The 22330-nt window shown below is 65.0% G+C and carries 19 protein-coding genes and 1 tRNA gene; 18 read left to right on the forward strand and 2 right to left on the reverse strand.

Features of this window, described 5'->3' with window-relative positions; translation table 11 throughout:
* The first annotated feature begins 73 nt into the window (after positions 1-73).
* The 15 genes from ATE71_RS05315 (at position 74) to ATE71_RS05385 (ending at position 16334) form a co-directional block, all read left to right on the forward strand.
* The gene (locus tag ATE71_RS05315; RefSeq protein WP_058802445.1) at positions 74-1267 is read left to right on the forward strand and encodes an amidohydrolase family protein; all 1194 of its coding nucleotides are present in this window, start codon (positions 74-76) and stop codon (positions 1265-1267) included.
* Between the two features lie 97 nt (positions 1268-1364).
* Positions 1365-2270: a LysR family transcriptional regulator gene (locus ATE71_RS05320; protein WP_058802550.1), complete on the forward strand. Its 906-nt coding sequence runs from the start codon at positions 1365-1367 to the stop codon at positions 2268-2270.
* Positions 2271-2406: 136 nt separating this feature from the next.
* Positions 2407-3417: a Rieske 2Fe-2S domain-containing protein gene (locus ATE71_RS05325; protein WP_235587916.1), complete on the forward strand. Its 1011-nt coding sequence runs from the start codon at positions 2407-2409 to the stop codon at positions 3415-3417.
* Between the two features lie 67 nt (positions 3418-3484).
* On the forward strand, positions 3485-4285 hold the full coding sequence (locus ATE71_RS05330) for an acetoacetate decarboxylase family protein (RefSeq protein WP_058802447.1): 801 nt from the start codon (positions 3485-3487) through the stop codon (positions 4283-4285).
* Positions 4285-5154, forward strand: a complete 870-nt coding sequence (locus ATE71_RS05335) for an SDR family NAD(P)-dependent oxidoreductase (RefSeq protein ID WP_058802448.1) — start codon at positions 4285-4287, stop codon at positions 5152-5154. Before ATE71_RS05330 ends, ATE71_RS05335 begins: the two co-directional genes overlap by 1 nt.
* Positions 5148-6503, forward strand: a complete 1356-nt coding sequence (locus ATE71_RS05340; RefSeq protein ID WP_058802449.1) for an MFS transporter — start codon at positions 5148-5150, stop codon at positions 6501-6503. The genes ATE71_RS05335 and ATE71_RS05340 overlap by 7 nt, the downstream gene beginning before the upstream one ends.
* 522 nt (positions 6504-7025) lie before the next feature.
* Positions 7026-7101 (forward strand) — tRNA-Thr (locus ATE71_RS05350).
* A gap of 283 nt (positions 7102-7384) precedes the next feature.
* Positions 7385-7537: a hypothetical protein gene (locus ATE71_RS21610; RefSeq protein ID WP_235587917.1), complete on the forward strand. Its 153-nt coding sequence runs from the start codon at positions 7385-7387 to the stop codon at positions 7535-7537.
* A gap of 208 nt (positions 7538-7745) precedes the next feature.
* Positions 7746-7997, forward strand: a complete 252-nt coding sequence (locus tag ATE71_RS05355; RefSeq protein ID WP_058802451.1) for a hypothetical protein — start codon at positions 7746-7748, stop codon at positions 7995-7997.
* Positions 7997-8434, forward strand: coding sequence for a periplasmic heavy metal sensor (locus ATE71_RS05360; protein ID WP_058802551.1), 438 nt, complete (start codon positions 7997-7999; stop codon positions 8432-8434). The genes ATE71_RS05355 and ATE71_RS05360 overlap by 1 nt, the downstream gene beginning before the upstream one ends.
* Positions 8431-9003 carry an RNA polymerase sigma factor gene (locus tag ATE71_RS05365; RefSeq protein ID WP_058802452.1) on the forward strand — a complete coding sequence of 191 codons (573 nt, stop codon included), beginning with the start codon at positions 8431-8433 and terminating at the stop codon, positions 9001-9003. The genes ATE71_RS05360 and ATE71_RS05365 overlap by 4 nt, the downstream gene beginning before the upstream one ends.
* A gap of 92 nt (positions 9004-9095) precedes the next feature.
* On the forward strand, positions 9096-10886 hold the full coding sequence (locus ATE71_RS05370) for a copper resistance system multicopper oxidase (protein WP_058802453.1): 1791 nt from the start codon (positions 9096-9098) through the stop codon (positions 10884-10886).
* A complete protein-coding gene (locus ATE71_RS05375) occupies positions 10883-11863 on the forward strand; it encodes a copper resistance protein B (protein WP_058802454.1) in 981 nt (326 codons plus the stop codon). The genes ATE71_RS05370 and ATE71_RS05375 overlap by 4 nt, the downstream gene beginning before the upstream one ends.
* Positions 11864-11940: 77 nt before the next feature.
* Entirely contained in the window at positions 11941-14952 is a 3012-nt protein-coding gene (locus ATE71_RS05380) for a DUF2339 domain-containing protein (protein ID WP_058802455.1), read from the forward strand.
* Positions 14953-15110: 158 nt separating this feature from the next.
* A complete protein-coding gene (locus ATE71_RS05385; protein WP_058802456.1) occupies positions 15111-16334 on the forward strand; it encodes an NAD(P)/FAD-dependent oxidoreductase in 1224 nt (407 codons plus the stop codon).
* Positions 16335-16356: 22 nt separating this feature from the next.
* Here the strand turns inward: ATE71_RS05385 and ATE71_RS05390 are convergent, their stop codons facing one another.
* Positions 16357-17010, reverse strand: a complete 654-nt coding sequence (locus ATE71_RS05390; RefSeq protein WP_058802457.1) for a DUF4126 domain-containing protein — start codon at positions 17008-17010, stop codon at positions 16357-16359.
* A 99-nt stretch (positions 17011-17109) separates the two neighbouring features.
* Between ATE71_RS05390 and ATE71_RS05395 the strand changes: the two genes are divergently transcribed.
* Both ATE71_RS05395 and ATE71_RS05400 read left to right on the forward strand, forming a co-directional pair.
* Positions 17110-17907, forward strand: coding sequence for an NUDIX domain-containing protein (locus ATE71_RS05395; RefSeq protein WP_058802458.1), 798 nt, complete (start codon positions 17110-17112; stop codon positions 17905-17907).
* A 174-nt stretch (positions 17908-18081) separates the two neighbouring features.
* Positions 18082-18309, forward strand: coding sequence for a hypothetical protein (locus tag ATE71_RS05400; RefSeq protein WP_058802459.1), 228 nt, complete (start codon positions 18082-18084; stop codon positions 18307-18309).
* A gap of 102 nt (positions 18310-18411) precedes the next feature.
* On the opposite strand, the gene ATE71_RS05405 is transcribed toward ATE71_RS05400, so the two are convergent.
* Positions 18412-19278: a carbon-nitrogen hydrolase family protein gene (locus ATE71_RS05405; RefSeq protein ID WP_058802460.1), complete on the reverse strand. Its 867-nt coding sequence runs from the start codon at positions 19276-19278 to the stop codon at positions 18412-18414.
* Positions 19279-19438: 160 nt separating this feature from the next.
* Between ATE71_RS05405 and ATE71_RS05410 the strand changes: the two genes are divergently transcribed.
* Entirely contained in the window at positions 19439-22327 is a 2889-nt protein-coding gene (locus ATE71_RS05410; protein ID WP_235587918.1) for a M16 family metallopeptidase, read from the forward strand.
* Positions 22328-22330 lie beyond the last annotated feature (3 nt).

Consider the following 22330-nt stretch of genomic DNA (forward strand, 5'->3'; position numbering starts at 1 on the left):
CATGACAAAGCGCCTGGTCCGGCTTGAGCTGGGGCGGAGCGCGCATCTCGAAAGAATGAAGCGGAGAGGAAATATGGACCGTTATCTTGTCATTTCGTCGGACGGCCACGTCGGCCTCCCGCCCGAGCGCTATCGCGACTATCTCGAAGCGAAATATCACCAGCAGTTCGACGAGACGGTACAGCTCGAAATCAAGGCGCGCGAGGAGCATGAGAAGCGCTTCCTGATCGACGATTTCAACACCAAATGGCGGGCGCGCGTCGGCGACGGCCTCGAAGGCGCGTGGGACGGCACGATCCGCAACCGCGTTCTGAACCAGGACGGCGTCGCGGCAGAGGTGCTCTTCCCCGACGGCATCACCGAACGCAACGCGCCGCCCTTCGGCGCCGACATCGGGTTGAAGCCGTCGCCCGCACGCGCCGAGCTGCAATGGGCAGGCGCCCGCGCGCACAACCGGTGGCTCGCCGAATTCTGCCAGGACGATCCGCATCGCCGCATCGGCCTTGCCGTGATCCCCGCGCTCTATGATCTCGACGAAACCGCGAAGGAGATCGAATGGGCGCGCAAGAACGGGCTCAAGGGCGTGTTCTTCCCCGCGCTGACCGAGGGGTACGACCTTTATAACCACACCAAATATCACCGGATCTGGGCGATGCTCCAGGATTACAACATGCCGCTGCATTTCCATTCGGGGGCGTCGCCGGGCTACGACACGACGCAGCCCGGGTGGATCGGAACCTATCTGTGCGAATTCGCCTTCTGGATGACGCGGCCGTTGTGGTCGATGACCTTCGGCGGGGTGTTCGAGGAATATCCGAAGCTCAAGGTCTGCTTCACCGAGGCGGGCGGTGAATTCTGGTTCCCGTGGGTGATGCAGCTGATGGACATCCGCGCCTCGGCCAAGCACACGAGCGGCAAACTCGGCGATTATTATGCCAATATGAGCATGAAACCGAGCGAGTATTTCGCGCGCAACGTGTGGGTTGGCTGTTCGGCGCTGCCCGACGAGGAAACGACGCAGGCCTATTATGACATAGGCGTCGACCGTATCCTGTGGGGCACCGACTATCCGCACCCCGAAGGCACCTGGCCGAGTACGCTCGAAAAGATGACGGTCAGCCTCGGCGGCCTGCCCGACGACGATATCCAGGCGATGCTCGGGATCAACGCGCTCGACGTATATGATGTCGATGCCGACGCACTTTGGAAGGTCGCTAGGGAAATCGGTCCGCGCCGCGAACTGTTCGTCAAGCAGGCGGCGGAATAGCCTAACGCGCCCCTTCCCTTCGGGGGAGGGGCGGCCGATAGCCAATTGCATTCGGGCGCCTGCTTGATAGAGCATCCCGGCCTTTTGGGATGGGATGATGTCGAGCTGGCGCGGAATCGAGGAATTTCTGGCGGTTGTCGAGCAAGGCAGTTTTACTGCCGCTGGCGATCATCTTGGCGTTTCCAAATCCTATATCAGCAAGACGGTCCATGAACTGGAAGAACGGTTGGGCGTCCAGCTGCTCGTCCGCACCACGCGCCGCCTGTCGCTGACCGGCGCGGGCGAAAGCTTCCACCGCGAATGCGCCGAGCTCCAAATGCGCCTCAGCGAGGTCGAAAAGCAGGTCGGACGGTACAGCACCGAACCCGTTGGACGCCTGCGCGTGGGACTCAGCGACATCTTCGGGTCCGATTTCATGTCGGCCTTGCTCGCTGAGTTTAGCACCGACCATCCTGGCATCGTCATCGAACCAATTGCCTATCTTAACGAGAACGAGATCGTGCAAGAGCGTTTCGACGTCGTCATCCGTTACGGCGCCCTGCCCAATTCGAATCTGCGCGCGCGGACCTTTGGCTATCTGTCCTATTGCCTGTGCGCCGCGCCCCAATATGTCGCAGCGCGCGGCTGGCCCGCGACGCCGCAGGACCTGATCGAACACGATTGCCTGACCGATCTCAGCGCGACGATGAGCTTCAACGACGAGATCAGCGTCAAAGTGGGGCCGCGGTGGATGAGCAACAGCGGGATCGCGCTGCGCAGCGCGGCGCGCAAGGGTATCGGGATTGCAAGCCTGCCGGTCAGCATCGTCCGCCAGGACCTCGCCAGCGGCGGGATGCTCGCGCTCGACGCCGAATGGTCCTTTTACGACCGCAAATGCTGGGTCGTCTATTCGCCGGGGATCATGTCGGTCGCAACGCGGGCCTTCATTGATTATCTGGTCCGCCAATTTTCGCGCGTGAAGGTTCGCCCGTCGATGGCGGCGTCGCTCGCGGCGCGGTACTGACCCGCAAGCACTGGCGCTCCATTGTTCGCCGCTGCGCACAAACTGTGCGCGATTTGGGTCTTACCTCTGCCGCCGCAGGCGATACACTTGCCCGACAAGAGCCGCCCGGGAAGGGCGGCCGTCCGGGAGACTGACGTTGCCAAAGGTTGAACGCTTTCCGATGCCCATCCCCTATGGCTGGTTCGGAGTAGGCTATGGCGCCGAACTGAAGGCCGGCGATGTACGGCCTGTACATTATTTCGGGTGTGACCTCGTGCTGTTCCGCAACGAAAGCGGCGAGGCGGGGCTGCTCGACGCCTATTGCCCGCACCTTGGCGCGCATATGGGACATGGCGGGCAAGTCGAGGGCGACAGCCTGCGCTGCCCCTTTCATCATTGGGCGTTCCGCCCTGACGGGTTTTGCAGCAAGATCCCCTATGCCAAGGCCTTCCCGCCGCGCGCGAAGCGCGAGCCGCTTGCCAAATCCTATCCGGTCGTCGAAAAAAGCGGCGTCATCTGGGCCTGGTATCATCCCGATGATGTCGCACCGATGTTCGACGTCATCGACTATCCCGAATTCACCGACCCTGCCTTTGCCGAACCGATCAAGCGCGAATGGCGCTTTGCCAGCAATCCGCAGGAAATAGCCGAAAACGGCGTCGACGTCGCGCATTTCGCCTATGTTCACGCAATGGACGCGGTGCCGGAGGGTGAAACCGACTATGAGGGCGTGCGGCGGCGCAGTGTGGCGCGCGGTCATCGCACGATCGACCTGCCGACGGGGGAGCGCAAACAGCTCCCTTATTCGGTCGAAACGGTCCAGAACGGCGCGGGGCAGAAATTCACACGGCTGAGCGGGCTGGTCGAGCTGTCGCTGCTCGTCATCGCGACGCCGGTCGAGGCCGACGATGTCGAGCTGCGTTTCTGCTTCACCCATCCCAGGGTCGAACCGGGATCGCCGCAGGAAAAGGCGATCGAGGCGGCGATCGAGAGCACCTGTGGGCAAAAGGGTGTCGAAGGCGACATTCCGATCTGGCACAACAAGATCCACCGTGCGCGGCCCTACCTTTGCGACGGCGACGGCCCGATCCTGCGTTTTCGCCGCTATTTCGAGCAATTTTACGCCGACGGGCCCGACGGGAGCCGCCTCGTCGAAGCGGCCGAATAGACCCATTTTTCGTTTCGTGCGGATCGATCCGCTCACCGCGCCTGCGGGCGCCATTGGGAGAATTGCGATGTCCAGACTGCGTTATGTTCAGGGCCCCGTCGAAACGCGCGCGCCGGGAATGCTCAAAAACACCGTCTATGGAATCCGGGCGACCTATGAAACCGATCCCGAGGTGATCGCGGCGCTGCTGCCGCAGCCGCTGGTGGCGATCGAGCGCCCCGAAATCTGGCTGCAGATGGTCCATGTCGCGATGCACGTGACCGAAACCGACACGGTGGAGATCGGTGCGCTCACCGTTGGGGTCAATTGCACCCACGAGGGCGCGCCCGGCGCCTATTGCTTCCATATGGCGATGGAGGGCGAAACCGTCGTTACCTCGGGCCGCGAGCGTTTCGGCGAGCCAAAAAAGATTGCCGAGACGCATTTCGAGCGTAACGGCGACCATCTGCGCGCAACCTGTTCGCGCCACGGCGTCGCCTATTTCGAGATCGAAGGCACGATCGGCGAGGCGATCGACGCGCCGCTCAAATTCGAGGAACATCTCTTCTGCTACAAAGGCATGCCGTCGATCGACACGCCGGGCGAGTTCGACGGCGACGTCTTCCTCACCCGCCTCAATTGGCAGCGCAACTACAACCGTCGCCGCGCGATGACGGGGTCGATCACCTTGCGTGAATCGCCCTACGACCCGCTCGCCGACATCCCGGTCCGTCGTCTTATCGACATGGAATATGTCGAGGGCGGCACCGCGACCGGCGGCACGCTGCTGCGCAAGGTGCCAGGCGAATGGATCGCGCCGCACTGGGTCGGGCGCCACGACGACCCGCGCAACACCGGGGTCGAACTCGGCGTGCGGAAGGCCGCCTGATGCGGGATTTTTCTGGCCGTGTGGCGGTCGTCACCGGTGGAGCGAGCGGAGTCGGCAAATGTCTTTGCGCCGACCTCGCACGCGCCGGCGCGCATGTCGCGATCGCCGATATCGATCCGGCGCGGCTCGAAGCGGTGCGGACGGAGGTCGACAAGCTCGGTGGTGGGGAGGTGCTCGGAATCGCGTGCGATGTGACGAAAGAGGCGTCGGTGCGCGCGCTTGCCGACCGTGTGTTCGATCGGTTCGGCACGGTGCATCTTCTCTTCAACAACGCCGGGGTCGGGCTGGGCGAGGCGCAGCGCAAGCTCTGGACGCTGCCGCTCAGCGACTGGCGCTGGGGGATCGACGTCAACATCCTCGGCGTCGTCCACGGCATCGCCGCTTTCGTGCCGCGCATGATCGAGGCGGGCGAGGAGGGGGTCGTGATCAACACCAGCTCGACCAACGGCGGGCTGCGCTCGCTGCCCAACACGCCGATCTATGCCGCGACCAAGGCGGCGGTTACCAGCATCTCCGAAGTGTTGCACCAGCAGTTTCTGCGGGAGGGCGGTAAGCTGCGTGCCGCCGTCCTGTTCCCGGGTCCGCACACGGTCAACACGGCGATCATGGCGTCCGGCGAGGTGCGCCCGGCGGAATATGTGGAGAATGAGGCGCAGACGAAGGTCGCGTATCGGACGATGGAGGATCTGGTGCGTACCACCGGGCTCAAGCTCCAGTTGACCGAGCCCGACGAGGTTTCGGCCTTCGCGCTTGACGGCGTGCGCGCGGAGCGCTTCTGGCTGCTGCCGGAGAGCGGGGAGAATGATGTGCTGATCGCGGCGCGTACCGAACAGATACTGGCGCGGCAGGATCCGCCCTCGGCATGGTGACCGCGGCGGCGGCCGACGATCCGGCGACAGGCACCGCACCCTCTCGCGGCGTCTATCGCTGGCTCGTCGTAGCGATCCTCTTTGTCGGCTATTGCTTCAGCGCGATCGACGCGCGCGTGCTGACCCTTATGGTTGAACCGATCCAGAAGGACCTGGGGCTCAGCGATTTTGAGATCAGCCTGCTCCAAGGCTTCGCCTTCTCGCTCCTCTACAGTGTGGCGGCGCTGCCGATCGGGCGCTTTGTCGACCGCACAAAGCGGCGCGCGACGCTGATCGTTTGGGGTGTGCTCTTCTGGTCGCTGATGACTGCGGCGTGCGGTTTCACGAGCAGCTTTATCGGGCTCTTTCTTGCGCGCGTCGGGGTAGGGGTGGGCGAAGCGACGCTCAGCCCGACCGCCTATTCACTGATCAGCGACTATTTCGAGCGTCGCCGCCGCGCGCTGGCGATCAGCTTCTATGCGATCGGCTATCCGATCGGTGGCGGGCTGGCACTCCTATTCGGCGGCTGGTTGCTCGGCTATTTTACGGAGGAAGGGGGCTGGACGCTACCGATCCTCGGCAGCTTCGCGCCATGGCAAGCGGTGTTCCTATGCGCCGCCGCGCCGGGTGCGATCATTGCGGCCCTGATGTTTACGATCCGCGAACCCGCGCGGCAGGAGATTGCGACCGATCTGTCGGCTCGAAGCAGCCTTCGCGAGGGGGCCGACTATATCAAGCAGCGTTGGGCGCTGTTCGGTTCGCTGATTGGTTCGCTGAGCCTGATCGCACTGCTCGCGATCGGCACTGCGCTCTGGTTTCCGACCTTCCTCATTCGCAGCTATGGTATGACCCCGACCGAAGTCGGCTTGTCCTACGGCATGGTCATGCTTGTCTGCGGCACTGTCGGCACGCTTTCGGGCGGCTGGTTTGCAGGGCGGCTGATGCAGAGCGGGCGCGCCGATGCAAATATGCGTGTCGTATTATTCGCAACCGTCCTCAAAGGTTTGCCGCTGATCGTCGCGCCGCTGATGCCGACTGCCTTCCTTTCGCTGACGATGATGGCGATCGGTACGTTGATCGGCCAAGCGTCGCAGGGTGTTATGCTGACCGCAATCCAGGATGTCACGCCGAACCAGCTGCGCGGTCAGGTTACCGCGATTTCGCTGCTTTGCGTCAATCTGGTTGGCACCGGGCTCGGCGCTAGCGTCATTGCCGCCATCACCGACTTCGGGTTCGGCGACCAGGCCGCGCTCGGCTATTCGATTGCGATCGCAGGAGCGGTCGTGCTGCCGCTGATCGTCGCACTTTTGCTGGTGGCGCTGCCGCATTACCGCCGTGCAATTTCCAGCCTGTCATCGAACCCTGGATAAGGGCCGCCCGCCGCCGCGCTCTTAACGGGGTGGCGGGCTCAGTCGAACTTTACGCCGCGCGAATAGCGATCCGCTCCTCGTTCTGGCGCTAATGGAGCGGTTCGAGCGCGTGGGCACGCTTTTCCTAGGACATGTTCATAATCGTCCTGGTCTTTGAATGCGGATCGGCGGCCGAAGGTTGGATTATTGGCTCACTCCGCACGCTGGACCGAAATTCGCCAATGATTATAATTGCCATCTTCGTCGTCTTCCGGGCAACAGGGACCCTTCGAGGGTCCTGCGATCGGCAGAATTCTCGAAATATGATTTTTGGAACACGCTGGCAGTCCACGCGGTCCGCTGGGTGCATGTTGCCGACCGGGGATGCGGCATCGCACCCCGATGAGGCGGATATGGGGGGCCATGCTGTCCACGAAACCGGACCGTCGAGGGCGGGGGGCAGGGCGGTCTGCATCGCCATGGCGTTTCTTGCGTAATGGCGCTTGTTTTCGCATAGCAGCGCTGTTAGAGGCGCGCCTCGTTGCCGCTTTAGCTCAGTTGGTAGAGCACATCATTCGTAATGATGGGGCCACAGGTTCGAGTCCTGTAAGCGGCACCATTTCCCTGTTCGCCAATGGCCGGGAATGATTGCAAAAACCCCGGAAATCTGCCAAAAACTAAGTTGGAACGGTCGCCATTGTGCGCGACTGATCGCCGACAATCGCATCCCGTTGGGGCATATGTGAGAGTACGCGGCCGTATAATATACATACCTGCGCCGATTTGGCGCCTATGCTCGGGGCGCAGGGCTATCGCGTTCTGCTTCCTACCTGCGCGGCTATGGCGCGACGCGTTTTCTGTCGGACGCGACGCCCCGAAACGGCCAGCAGGCTGCGCTCGCGGTGGATTGCTTTCCGGCGATTACGGTGCCGACGATCACGCTCGAGGGCGATGAGAATGGCGCGCCGCATCCGCAGGATTATCGTACCAAATTTACCGGCCTATATGAACACCGGACGATCGCAGGCGGGAGCGGGCACAACCTGACGCAGTAAGCGCCCCAGGATTTCGCGTGCGCTATCGCCGATGCCGACCGGATGGCAGGATGCCAGGGGCCACGTCCCGGGCTCCCTCCGTCGGCGCCTCGTCGACAAGATATTCCCACCGGATGTCGGTTCGCGTTATTGCGTAGCGGGCCGCAGCGCAGGTTGAGGGATAACGCGGCGGCGTGCGTATCCGAGTCTGGAAGGAATTGCGAGGCCGATGGACGATGAATTGCGAATTCTGGCGGGTGCGGCGACGCCGGCCGCACTCGCCGCGCTCGACGACCGCGTCCTGGATGCGCTCGCGGCGCGGCGGCGCGAGGCCGCGCTGCTCAACCGGATGATGGCGCTTGCGGCATTTGTTTCGCTGGGCGGCGGTGTTCTCGCGGGCAGCAGTTTTTCCACGGCGGCCGTAGCGGCCAGCCCGATGACCCCGCTCGCGCCCGCAACCCCGCTGGATTCGCATTCATGATGTCCTCGCGACGCTTGCTCGTAGTGGGCCTGATCGCGTTTCTGGCGGCGCTCGCCGGCGTGTTCCTTGGCCGCGCGCTGGTCGATGCACCACGTGCGAACGAGACCGAATTGCATGCGCTGCTCCACAAGGAACTGAAACTGTCGCCCGCGCAGCGGCGCAAGCTCGATCCGATCGAGGCGCGATTCAAGGCGCGGCGCGAGGTGCTGGAGCGGGAGATGCGCGCGGCCAATGTCGAGCTTGCCCGGGCAATCGAGGCCGAGCATGGCTATGGTCCGCGGGTCACTGCGGCGATCGACCATATGCACAAGGTCATGGGCGATATGCAGAAGGAAACGCTCCAGCACCTGTTCGCGATGCGCGACATACTCGATCGCGATCAGGCTGCGGATTTCGACAAGGTTGTGGCCGGGGCGCTCACCGCCGACGCGCGGTGAGACGCGATCTTTCGCAATGTAGCGACGGCGAACTCGCCGCGCTTGCCGGGGGCGGGGCGGAGCATGCCTATCGTGCGTTGCTGGCGCGCCACAAAGTGCCGGTCTTTCGCCTGATCAGGGCGCATGTCGCGGATGCCGACGAAGCGATGGATTTGACGCAGGAAACATTCGTCGCCGGGTTCGCGGCGATCGCGCGCTACGATCGCGAACGGCCTTTTCGCGTCTGGATTTCGCGTATCGCGATCAATAAATGTCGCGACTGGGCGCGGCGCCGCGCGGTGCGCGCCTTTTTCGCGCGCGCACTGCCGCTCGACAGCGCGCAGCATGTGGCGAGCGACGCGCCGGCGCCTGATGCGGAAGCGGCCGACCGCGCCCAACTGGCGCGCGTCCGCGCCGCCATGGCCGCGCTGCCGCGCAACCTGCGCGAGGTTTTGATACTGCGCGGCGTCGAGCAACTCAGCCAGTCGGAAACCGCCGAGCTGTTGCGGGTCAGCGAAAAGACGGTCGAAACGCGGCTGCACCGCGCGCGTGCCAAATTGCGGTCGCTGCTCGGTACGGCCGGAGAATAGCGGGCGGTCATCAAAAAACATCCGATTGCGGCAAGGGACGACCCGTGGCGCTGCGTAAGAGGGGCAGGCAATCGTCAACAATCGGGAAGATCATGCAGATAGACAGGCGTCGTTTCGTTGGCGGGGCGTTGGGCGGCGGCGCGGCGGCTGCGCTTGCGCCTTGGTTCCCGGCCTGGGCGCAGCCGATATCGCACGGCATCGTATCGACGCTGCCGACCGTATCGGGGAGCGACATCACCCTGCGCATCGCGCGCCAGACGGTGCGGATCGACGGCAAGGCCAGCCGCGCGATCGGGATCAACGGCACGGTGCCGGCGCCGCTCGTGCGGCTGAAGGAAGGACAGACCGCGCGCCTGACGGTCGTCAACGATCTCGACGAGGATAGTTCGATCCACTGGCACGGGCTGATTCTGCCCTTTTACATGGATGGCGTGCCGGGGGTCAGTTTTCCTGGCATCAAGCCGAAATCGACCTTCGTCTATGAATTCCCCGTCGTCCAGTCGGGGACCTATTGGTACCACAGCCATTCGGGGTTGCAGGAGCAACTCGGCCATTACGGCCCGATCGTCATCGACCCCGCGGAAGCCGACCCGATCGGATACGACCGCGAGCATGTCATCCTGCTGTCGGATCACAGCCGGCTGTCGCCCGAAGAAATCTTCCGCAAGCTCAAGGTCGATCCCGGCCATTTCAACATGCAGCGCCAGACGCTCGGCGGGCTGCTACCGGGCAAGGACCAGCCGCTCAAGGATCGTCTCGAGTGGGGTGCGATGCGGATGGACCCGGCCGACATCGCCGACGTCAGCGGTTCGACATACAGCTTCCTCGTCAACGGCCATGGTCCGCGTGACAACTGGACCGGTCTCTTCCGTCCCGGCGAGCGCGTGCGGCTGCGCATCATCAACGCCTCGGCGATGTCGATCTTCAACGTCCGTATCCCGGGGCTCCGCATGACGGTGGTGCAGGCCGACGGCGTCAACATCGTGCCGACCCAAATCGACGAATTCCAGATCGCGGTTGCCGAAACCTATGACGTGATCGTCAACCCCGTCGAGGATCGCGCCTATACGATAGCTGCCGAGGCGAACGACCGGTCGGGGATGGCGCGCGCGACGCTGACGCCGCGTGTGGGCCTGGTCGCCGAGGTGCCGCCACTCCGCGAACGTCCGCTCGCGACGATGCAGGATATGGGAATGGTCGCGATGGCGAGCGGCGGCGATGCGCCGTGCGCGCCCGAACATGCTGCCATGGGCCACTGCGTCCTCCCGCCCGCCGACAACGCAGCGGCGGATCATGCCGCAAAGGGTCATGGTTCGGGCGGCATGAAGCACAGCATGCGCGACTTCAGCGTTGCGCCGCAGGTAAAGCGCGATCCCGGCGTCCAGACGATATCGCCCATGCCGGTCGACCGCATGGGGGAGCCAGGGCAGGGGCTGGAAGACGCGCCGCACAAGGTGCTGACCTATCACGACCTTGTCGCGCTCGACCGCAATCCCGACGTGCGCGCCGCGTCGCGCTCGATCGACATCCATCTGACCGGGAACATGGAGCGCTTCATGTGGTCGTTCGACGGGGTGAAGATGTCCGACCATCACGAACCCATCCCCTTCACTCTGGGCGAGCGCGTGCGGATCAATTTGATCAACGACTCCATGATGAGCCATCCCATCCACTTGCACGGCCACTTCTTTGAACTGGTGACGGGCAAGGGCGACCGCTCGCCGCGCAAGCATACGGTGCTCGTCCAGCCGGGCGGGACGGCGAGCTTCGACTTTACCGCCGATGCGCTCGGCGACTGGGCGTTCCACTGTCACCTTCTCTACCATATGCATGCCGGCATGATGCGCGTCGTCAGCGTCCGTCCAAAGGGTGACGCCGAATGATCCGGCGCGCGTCCTTCCTCGCGGGCATCGCGTTGCTTGCCTTTGCGGTGCCCGCTGCGGCGCAGACGATGGATCATTCGGTGCATGGTTCGCATTCCGCGCAACAGCGCGAGGCCGATGCCCCGGCCTGCACCCCCGACCATGCCAACATGGGGCATTGCACGCCGATGTCGGCACCCGCACACGATATGGGGGTGATCTTCGAAACTGCGGGGAAGAGCGGCACCGACCTGCCGCCGGGCGATGCGCCCGCGCCGCCGCCGCCGACCGAATGGTATGCCGACCGTATCTTTCCCGCGGCCGCGATGGAGCATTCGCGCCACGAAATGATGAAGGAAAATGGCGCGCAGCAGCTTGGCTTCGTCAGCCTGAACCTCGCTGAATATCAGGCGCGCAAGGGCCGCGATGGCTTCCGCTGGGAGGGCGAGGCCTGGTACGGCGGCGACATCAACCGGCTGACATTGAAAAGCGAAGGCGAGACGGTGTTCGGCGAAGGCGTTGAAAACGGTGAGGTGCAGGCGCTCTACAGCCGTGCGATCGGGCCCTATTTCAACGCGCAGGCGGGCGTGCGCCAGGATTTCGGGCGCGGGCCCGACCGCAGCTATGCGACGCTCGGCTTCGAGGGGCTCGCACCCTATTGGTTCGAGGTCGAGGGTGCGCTGTTCCTGTCGGCCAAGGGCGACCTGCTCGCCCGGGTCGAAGCCAGTTACGACCAGCGGATCACGCAGAGGCTGATCCTGCAGCCAATGGCGGAGGCGACGTTCGCGCTGCAGGACGTGCCCGAAAGCGGCGTCGGTTCGGGGCTTTCCGATATCGAGCTTGGCCTTCGGCTCCGCTACGAGATCGTCCGCGAATTCGCGCCCTATGCCGGCGTCGAATGGGTGCGCCAGGTCGGCGACACCGCGCGTTTCGCCCGGTTGGCGGGCGAGAATCCGGAGGGCGCCTTTCTGGTCATGGGCGTCAAGGCCTGGTTCTGACGGCGCTGGCCGGCCGCCCATAAGGGCGTCGATCTTTTCGCTCCTGCCTGCTCGGGACGGGGTGCGAAAGGATACAGGTGTTCGATTTCTTCGCCTTTCTGGCGATCATCATCCTGGGCATCTTGCTCCTCGATACGCGAGGCCGGCTGAAGCGGGCCGAAAAGACACTTGCCGAAGCCGCGAGGCGGATCGGCGCGTTGCAGCGGCATGCGGGCGTCGAGATGGCCGAGCGCCGCCCGCCTGTTGCAGACTTCACAGCGGACCGGGATATCCTTAAATCCCCGTCGACCGGCGTGTCCGAACATATTGCGCCGGTTGCTCGGCCGGATCGCGCGGCGGCGGCAAGCGCGACGGCCGTTGCGATGGTTCACGATGGTCCGCCCTCCATTCCGTCCGAAGAGACCGCCGCCGAACCGCCTCCACCGCGAACGGACTCGCCGCAGGGGAAAGAGCCTGCCGCCCCCGTCAACCTGTCGGCGCGCTTCGAGGATCTGTTCGGCAAGACGCTACCGATATGGGCCGGCGGGATCACCCTCGCCATCGCGGGCGTCCTCATCGTCCGCTATGCGATCGATCTCGGCTTTTTTGCGCGCGTCTTCACGCCGGGCGTGCAGGTGGTTGCGGGGGTCCTGTTCGGTTTCGGGCTGATCGGCGGTGCCGACTATGCCTGGCGTAACGAAGACCGGGTGCGCGATGTCCGCGTGCCGCAGGCCTTGTCGGGCGCGGGCATTGCGACACTCTATGCCGCGATAGTGGTCGCCGCGAACGTCTATGGTCTGATCGGCCCGCTGTTCGCTTTCGTCCTGTTGGCGCTGATCACGGCGGGGGCACTCGCCCTGTCGCTGCGATTCGGATCGCCAAGCGCGCTGCTCGGGCTGGCGGGTGGCCTCGCCGCGCCGGCGCTTGTCGGCGCGCTCGAACCCGACATACCCTTGCTCGCCATCTATCTGGCGCTGACCATCGCCGCGATGACCGGCGTCGCGCGCATGCGCCGCTGGCCGTGGCTCGCGGTCGCGGCGCTCGTCGGCGGCGCGGGGTGGAGCCTGTGGATTATCTTCATCGGCGGCGCGTTCGACGCGGTCGGATCGCTGTCGATCGGCGCCTATGTCCTGCTGCTCGGCGTCGCCCTGCCGCTCTTCGCCTATGAAGGCCCGCGCGCGGTGCTGCTCCGCGCGGTCGCTGCAATCGTCGGTGCGCTGCAACTGGCGCTGCTCGTTGCCTACGCGGGCTTCAGTCCGCTCCATTGGGGGCTGTTCGCGCTGCTCGCGGCGGCGGGTCAATGGCTCGCCTGGCGCGAACATCGCCTTGGGATCGTGCCGACGACGAGCCTCGCCTTGTCGGTCCTGCTGATGGCGCTCTGGCCCGATCCGTCGCCCGTCTGGCTCGCGGCGATCGGGGCAGCGCTGGTCCTGATCCACGCGGCGCCGTTGCTGGCGCGGTTGTGGGATGCGCCGCCGCACCTGCGCCGGACGCTCGAACTTTGCCTGCTCACGCTGGCCCCTGCGCCGATCGTCAAGTGGCAGATGTGGAGCGTCGGCGACGGCGCGCTCGCGCTGGTTGCGCTTGGCGCAGCGCTGTTGCCGGCGATCGGCATCGCGCGCGGCTGGCGCGTCGAAGGCCGCGCGTCGGACAGCCGCTTCGTCTGGCTGACGGGAACCGCTGCCGCGCTGATTGCGCTGGCATTGGGGTTGTTCCTGCCCTTCTGGCTCGCACCCGTCGCGATCGCAGCCATCGCCGCGGCCTTGCTGGTCTTCGGCAAGGTGGCAGCCGATCGCCGCATCGAATGGGTGGGAACCGCTTTTCTGGCGACGGCCCTCCTCGCGCTGGTGGCGACGCCGCGCGCCTTCGACGAACTGCCACGCCTCGCAAGCGGGGCCGGGGCTATCGCTGCCGAGGCCGTTCTGCGCTGGGCCGCCCTCGCACTTGTCGGCCTGGTCTTCGCGCTGCGCGCCGAGCGGGCGGTGGTGCGCCGGCTGGGGCAGGCGGTCGCCGCCGCGCTCGCTTATGGGGCCGCGGCGCAGATGCTTCCCGCGACGCTTCTGGTGTTCGTGCCCGCCGTCGGCGTCGCGGCCTTGCTGCTCGCGGCGCGGCGTATCGCCTTCGATCGGCTCGATGTCGGTGCTGGCGTGTTTGCCGCGATCGGCCTTGGCTGGGCTGCGCTGCCGGTCGCGATCTGGTCGAGCAAGGGGGTGCTGTCGCTCGGCGGCGTGCCAATGCTGATCGACGATCCGGCCCTCGCGGTCGGCGAACTGCTGCGCCGCCTCGCCATTCCGGCGCTCCTTGCCGGTGTGCCGCTCTGGCTCGTCCGCGATCGCCTGTCGCGCTGGCCGTTGCTTGGCGGACTTGGGGTTGCGGGTGCGCTCGGCCTGATCGCCCTTCATATGCTCTACCGATTGGGCTTTGCCGCCGTCGCGGGCGGCGATTTCGTCACGACCGGCGTGGCGCAGCGCCTTGTATGGGACGCGTTGCTGATCGGTGCCGCTTGGCTGCTGTGGCGCCGTGACTTGCGCATCGGTGCGCTGGCGTTGGCGGTCGCCGGGACCGCGCACGCTGTCCTCTACAGTCTTGTCCTCCACAATCCATTGTGGAGCGAACAGGCGGTCGGCGGCCTGCCTTTGCTCAACCTGCTTGCACCGCTGTTCCTCTTGCCATGGCTCGGCGCGTGGCTGATCGCGCGGCTCTCGGGCCCATGGGTAGAGCATGCCGACCGCGTCCTCCAGATCGTGACGATGCTGCTTGTCGCGCTGTTCGCATGGGCGAGCCTGCGCCACCTTTTTCACGGCAGCCTGCTTGTCGAGCCCGGGGTCGCGCCGGCGGAGAATATCCTGCGCTCGCTGCTGATCCTGTTGCTCGCGATCGGCTTCCTGCTCTGGGGCATCCGTGCGCAGCGGCGCGACTGGCGCATCGCTTCGCTCGTCCTGATGCTCGCCGCCGCCGGCAAGGTATTCCTGTTCGATGCCTCGGGGCTCGAAGGGCTGCTTCGCATCGGCTCCTTCGTGGCGCTCGGTTTCAGCCTGATCGGGATCGGCTGGCTCTACAGCCGCCAGCTCGCGCCGCCGGCGTCCGTTCCGTCCGACCCGGACAGCTGATGCCATGGCGGTAAATATTCGGAGTTTCGGAACAGTGATGCCGTCGGGTCTGTCCTGACCCGCAGCTTTTCTTTCGTCCCGTCAAACAAGCAGCGGCTTGCCTCGCTTGCACCCGCGTGCAAGGGCCGCGTCACGGGAGGCCGCAGGAGACGAAAGCGATGCAGTTCGACGTGGTGATTGTGGGTGCGGGACATGGCGGGGCGCAGGTTGCGGTCATGCTGCGCACGCAGAAATTCACGGGAAGCATCGCGATCGTCGGCGAAGAGCCCGAACTTCCTTACGAACGCCCGCCGCTGTCGAAAGAATATTTCGCGGGCGAAAAGGAGTTTGAGCGCATCCAGCTGCGTCCCGCCAAATATTGGGACGAGCGCGAGGTCACGATGCTGCTGGGCAAGCGTGTCGTGTCGGTCGATCCGGCGGCGCATCGAGTCACCACCGACGGCGGCGAGACGATCGGCTATGGCAAGCTCGTCTGGGCGACCGGCGGCCATCCGCGCATGCTGCCGATCCCCGGCGGGAACCTGCCCGGCGTGCAGGGCGTGAGGACGCGCGCCGACGCCGATGCGATGAAGGCGGCATCGGAAACCGCAGGGCAGGTCGTCGTGATCGGCGGCGGCTATATCGGGCTCGAAGCCGCGGCGGTGCTCAACAAGGCGGGCAAGAAGGTCGTGCTGCTGGAGGCGCTCGACCGCGTGTTGGCGCGCGTTGCCGGTGTCGACCTGTCGCGCTTTTACGAGAAGGAGCATCGCGAGCATGGCGTCGACCTCCGCCTCGGCGTCTGTGTCGACGCGATCGAGGGAGAGGCGCATGCGACCGGTGTGCGCCTGTCCGATGGCGAGGTGATCCCCGCCGATCTCGTCATCGTCGGTATCGGTATCGTTCCCGCGGTCGAACCGCTCATTGCGGCTGGCGCGGATTGCGCCAACGGCGTTCGTGTCGATCGCCTTTGCAAGACCAGCCTGCCCGACGTCTATGCGATCGGCGACTGCGCTTTGCATGTGAATGATTTTGCCGAGGGCGCCGAGATCCGGCTCGAATCTGTGCAGAATGCCAATGATCAGGCGAATGTCGTCGCCAAGGCCATCGTTGGCGACGAAGCGCCCTATCATGCGATCCCCTGGTTCTGGTCGAACCAATATGACCTCAAGCTTCAGACCGCAGGCCTTTCGAACGGCCATGACCAGGCAGTGCTGCGCGGGGACCCCGCGACGCGCAGCTTCTCGGTCGTCTACCTGAAAGCGGGCAAGGTCATCGCGATCGACTGCGTCAACGCGACCAAGGACTATGTCCAAGGTCGCATGATCGTTACCGCAGGACTGCGCGCAACCGCCGAGCAACTTGCAGACACCGAGACGCCGCTCAAGGCCTTACTCCCCGCCTGACCTTTCTGCAGGACCGGGTCCTTTATGCGGCGGGACGATCGGGCGCGCGCGGCGAGGTGTCCGGTAGGGCGGGGCCATCCCCCATTGCGCCTTTCAACGCCGCCTTGATGTTGCGAAGCAGGCGGCGCAGTGCGACGATTACAACGACGGCGGCGATCGCCATCACTATTGCAATGACGATCGCGAGCGGCGGGTAGGCGATGGCAAGCGCAAGCAGGCCGCCGGTCGCGACGTCTTCGCCGGTCGATACCGCCGCATTGCTGAACGGTTCGGGGCTGACGTTGACGACCGCGCGCGTTGTCGCTTTCGCGCCATGGCTGAGCAACGCGCCGCCGCCACCGAGAAGGAAGGTGACGACCTGCCAGGCCGGGTCGGATGAATCGACCAGCGCAAGCGCGAGGAGCGCGCCGCCGAGCGGCCGGACGATGCTGTGGATCATGTCCCACGCCGAATCGACCCACGCGACCTTGTCTGCGAAAAACTCCGCCAGCGTGCCGACCGCCGCAACCCCGAGCACCCACGGGCTCGCCAGCACCTGCAACGCGGCAAGATGTTCGGGAAGCGGCAGCCAGCCGAAATGCATCGCGGTGCCCGACGCCAATATCGTGAGGTAAAGCCGCCACCCGGCGAGGAGGCTGAGGCTGCCGGCGACACCCAGAATCTCGATGATTCCCAATATCCTGCTCCCGTCCTGTCTTGGCGGTATCTTGCACCCGCCCGCGCCGTCCGGCAATGCCGGGATGACAAGGCTTCGCGGCAGGGTTATCGCCAGCCCATGACACGCGCCGATCCGCCGTCCGCTTCGCCCGCCGTTTTGCCCGATGGGGCTGTTCCTGCGGCGACCCTCGTCATCATGCGCCCGTCGGATAGCGGTGGCCCCGACGAAATCCTGATGGTCAAAAGGTCGGCCGCGATGGCCTTCGCCGCGGGGGCGGTCGTTTTCCCGGGGGGGCGCGTCGACCCCGACGATTATCTGGTCGCACGCCGCCATGCGCCCGCGCTCGACGAGGCCGACGGAGCGGCGCGTGTCGCCGCGCTGCGCGAGACGCTGGAGGAAACGGGGCTGGCGGTCGGCTGGCCCGGACTGAAGGAAGACGATGCGGCCGACATGCGGCGGGCACTGCTTGCGGGCGAACTATTGTCCGACCTGCTCGCGGCACGCGGTGACCGAATCGCGATTGAAACGCTTGTGCCGTTCGCGCGCTGGTGCCCGAATTTCAAGGAAGCGCGTACATTCGATACGCGCTTCTATGCCGTCGCGGCGCCGCCGCACAGTCATGAACTGACGGTCGAAGAGGCCGAACACAGCCATATCTTCTGGGCGAGCGCGGAAGAAACGCTGTCGATGGCGGATCGCGGCGAGGTATCGGTGATCTTTCCGACCCGTCGCAACCTCGAACGGCTTGCCCTTAGTGCTGATTTTCCGGCCTTTTCCGAATATTCTTCGCGGTTCCCGGTCGATCTGATCACGCCATGGATCGAGGAGCGTGACGGCCAGTCGTGGCTCTGCATTCCAGGGCACCTCGGATACCCTGTCACAAGGGAGTCTTTCGACCGCGTTCGGCGGGGTTGAAATGGGTTCGATCGCGCAACTTTTTTGTCTGTTTGCAAATTGCTAAGATTTACGCTGTTAGGCAAAACGTCGTTGCAATTGCGAACTGCTGTGCCTAAGAGGGCGATGCAGAAGCAGATCGGGGACTATTCTCCGATGTGATTCGACAAGACTATCCAGTGGACGGAGAATAAGATGAACCTGCTTAAGAAGGCTGCGATCTCCCTCGCAGCGACCTCGATGGTTGTGGCGCCCGTGGCGGCGTCGGCGGCTCCTGCAGCCAGTGCAGTTTCGACTGTTGACGGCCAGAGCGAACTCGAAGGCAGCACCAGCTGGATCATCGCTGTTCTCGCTCTCGCGGCCATCATCGGCGGCATCATCATCGCGTCGGACAACAACGACGACACCCCGACCAGCCCGTAATTTCGGCTGATCGAGACTGATACCAAAGGGCTCCGAGCTATGCTCGGGGCCTTTTGTGCGTCTGGCCCATGAGTCCGGGCCCGATGTGCTTAAGGCCTGATCCTAAAGCGCGATATTCCGGACGGCGCGCGATCGGGCCAGCGGGATCGATTGGCGGGCACGATCGCGCGGGACCGGATCGACCGGCGCCAGGAGGACGCGATAGCCGCTGTCGCCCGCGACGGGGCCGGCGTCGGCAAGCACGCTGCCCCAGGGATCGACGGCGAGGCTGTGGCCGTAGGTCTGTCGTCCGTCGGCATGGGCTCCCGCCTGCGCTGCGGCGACGATATGGCATCCGGTCTCGATGGCGCGGGCGCGCAGGAGCACATGCCAGTGTGCCTCGCCTGTCGAGACGGTGAAGGCGGCTGGAACGGCGATGATCGTCGCGCCACTCTCAACGAGCGCGCGGAACAATTCGGGAAATCGCAGGTCGTAACAGATGGTGAGGCCAAGCCGTCCTAGCGGCGTGTCGATGACGTCGATCGACGCTCCGCCGGCATAGGCGGCGGACTCCTGCCAGTTCTCGCCTGACGGCAGCGTGACGTCGAACATGTGGATTTTGTCGTAACGGGCACGGATGCTGCCGTCGGCGGCGATGACATGGCTGCGGTTGACCCGCCGTTCGCCGTCGTCCGCCAGCAGCGGTATCGATCCCGAATGGAGCCACAGTCGGTGCTTTTGCGCCAGCGCTTGCAGCGCGGCAGGCCAGGGGCTGTCGGCCTCGCGGGCGATGTGCGCGGCCGAGCGCGCGCGGTCGCGATCGAGCAGCAGGGACATTTCGGGCAGGAACGCCATGGCCGCGCCGCCGGCGGCCGCGTCGGCCATCGCACGGTCGATGATTGCCAGATTGGCGGCGGGATCGATGCCGCTCGTCATCTGCACCAGTGCAGCGCGCGGGGAAGAGGGCGACGATCCGGCTATGCTGTCCATCGCGTCTGGCTAAGCGCCTGCCGCGCCGAGGACAAGCGCCGCGCGACAGTTCAGTGGCCAGCAAGGTTCGAACGCGATAAGATAAGCCATGTTCCATCTCCCCGCATGCGCGTCGTCCTGTCCCGCCCGATCCTTTCTTTTTGCCGGAGCCGCCGCGATTTTGTCGCTCGCGGCCGTTGCCGCCCAAGCGCAGGACCGCGCGCCGCCTGCCGCGCAAAGCGACGCCCGAAATGGCGACTGGCTCTATGCCGGCAGTGACATTCCGCGCGACAAGGCGTGGAAATTCGGCGTATTGCCCAATGGCGTCCGCTATGCAGTGCGAAACAATGGTGTTCCGCCGGGTCAGGTGTCGATCCGTGTGCGGATGGACGTGGGCTCGATGTTCGAGACCGATCGGGAACGCGGCTATGCGCATCTTCTCGAACATCTGACCTTTCGCGGCTCGGTCCATATTCCCGACGGCGAGGCGAAGCGCATCTGGCAACGTTTCGGCGTCACGTTCGGCAGCGATTCGAACGCGCAGACAACTCCGACGCAGACGGTCTACCAGCTGGACCTCCCCAGCGTCACGCCTGCCAACCTCGACGAGAGCATGAAATTGCTGGCGGGCATGGTGCGCGAACCACGCATTTCCGAAGCCGCTGTGACCGCCGAACGTGGGGTCGTGATGTCCGAACTGCGCGAATCCGACGGTCCGCAAAAACGCATCGGTGACCGCACGACGGCGCATCTGTTCGCCGGCCAGTTGCTCGGCGATCGTTCGCCGATCGGGACGAATGAATCGCTCGCGGCGGCGCGGGCCGATACGGTAAAGGCGTTTCACGATCGCTGGTATCGTCCCGACCGTGCCGTCGTCGTCATCTCGGGCGATGGCGATCCCGCCGAATTCGAGCGGCTCGTGGCGAAATATTATGGCGACTGGAAAGCCGAAGGCCCCGCGCCTCAACAGCCGGATTTCGGCAAACCCGACCCGAAGGCGCAGGTGGCGACGGTCATTGTCGAACCCAACCAGCCGGTGTCGATCACGCTTGCCATGATCCGTCCATGGAAAAAGCGCGTCGATACGATTGAAAATACCCGGCGACTCTATCTGGAATATCTGGCGCAGGCGCTCGTCAACCGGCGCCTTGAAAACCGGGCGCGCGAGGGCGGCAGCTATTTACTCGCCGGTGTTTCGCAGGAATATATCAGCCGCAGCGCCGATGTGACCTCCGCCGTCATCTCGCCGATCGGCGACTGGAAAGTCGCGCTGGCGGACGTTCGCGGCGTCATCGCCGATGCGGTGACGACGGCGCCTTCGCAGGCCGATATCGATCGTGAGGCGAACGAGGTCGAAGTCGCGCTGCGCAAGGAGCTGGAAAATGCGCGCAACGAACCGGGCGCGCGGCTGGCGGACGACCTGGTCCGCTCAGTGGACATAAACGAGGTCGTATCGACGCCGCAGGGCCAGGTCGACATGTTCGCCGCGATCCGGGCTTCGGCCACGCCACAGGTCATGCTCGACATCAGCAAGGCGATTTTCAGCGCGCCGGTTTCGCGCATCGTGCTGACGACGCCGACCCCCATCGCGGGCGGCGAGGGTGCCTTGCTCGCGGCGCTGGCCGCGCCGGCGAAGGTTCGCGACGACCGGCTGGCCGCCCTGACCGCCGACTGGAGCCAGCTTCCGCCGATCGGCAAGCCGGGCACGATCGTGTCGACGAACGCTACGGCGGGGTTGATGGCCGAACGGATCGAGTTCGCCAATGGCGTAACGGCCTTGATTTCCGATAACCGGATCGAACCGGGGAAGGTCCGCGTCAACGTCCGCTTCGGCACCGGCAATCGCAGCGTCGCGGCGGATGCGCCAAACCTGTTGTGGACGGGCGACTATGCGCTCAATGCCAGCGGCATCGGGCCGTGGGGGCTGCGCGAGATAGAACAGATCACCAATGGGCGGCAGATCCAGATGAACTTTTCGGTCGAAGACGATGCCTTTGAATTTTCGGCGGAAAGCAAGCCTGCCGACCTGGCCGACCAGATGAAGCTGATTGCCGCGAAGCTCGCCTTTCCGCGGTGGGACGCGACCGCGGTCGAACGGCTCCGCGTCGGCTATCTGACGGGCTACGACCTCAACGACGCGACACCCAATGCGGTGATCGACCGCGACCTGAAGGGGTGGCTGACGAACAATGACGCGCGCTGGACCGCGCCCGATAAGGCAGAGATCAGCGCTCTGACGCCTGCCGCTTTCCGCGCTTTCTGGGAGCCGCGGCTGGCGTCGGGACCGATTGAGGTCCAGCTGTTCGGGGATCTCTCTTCGGTCGATTATCGGAAAATTTTGTCCGAAACCATCGGCGCGCTGCCGGCGCGCAAGCCGATTGCGCCGCCGTCGGGGCAGGCGGTCGCCTTTGCGGAGCATAATGTCACCCCTGCTGTGGCCTATCACCGTGGCGACAAGGGACAGGCCGCCGCGATGACCGCGTGGCCGACGGGTGCAGGCACCGCCAATTCGCGCGACGCGCGCGGGATGGAGATATTGGCGGCGATCTTCAACGACCGGCTTTTCGACCGGCTGCGGGCCGAACAGGGCGCCAGCTATGGCCCCATCGTCGACAGCCATTGGCCCACGGGGTTCGATAACAGCGGCGGCTATCTGCTCGTCGGAAGCCTGCTCGCGCCGAAGGATATCGACCGCTTCTATGCCACCGCACGCGAGATCGCGGCGGACCTCGTCGCGAACCCGGTGGGCGCCGATGAACTGGCGCGCAATGCCGGTCCGATCTTCGAACAGGTCGCGCGGGCGACGACGGGCAATGCCTATTGGATGCTTCTGCTCGAAGGCGCGACACGCGACCCCAGGGTGACGGAGGCGGCCTTGTCGATCGGGAAGGACATCAGCGGCGTAACGCCCGCCGATATCCAGCGGCTGGCGCGCCAATATCTGACGCCCGACCGCCAGTGGTCGCTGGCGATCCTGCCTAAAGGCATGACGCTGGCCGACGCGTCGGCGCTGGGAAGGGCGTCGGCGCGGCCGGAATTGGCGGTAACGGCCGCTGCGGGCGGCCAGTAGACG

It is taken from the genome of Sphingopyxis sp. H115, from assembly GCF_001468465.1.
GTDB lineage: Bacteria > Pseudomonadota > Alphaproteobacteria > Sphingomonadales > Sphingomonadaceae > Sphingopyxis.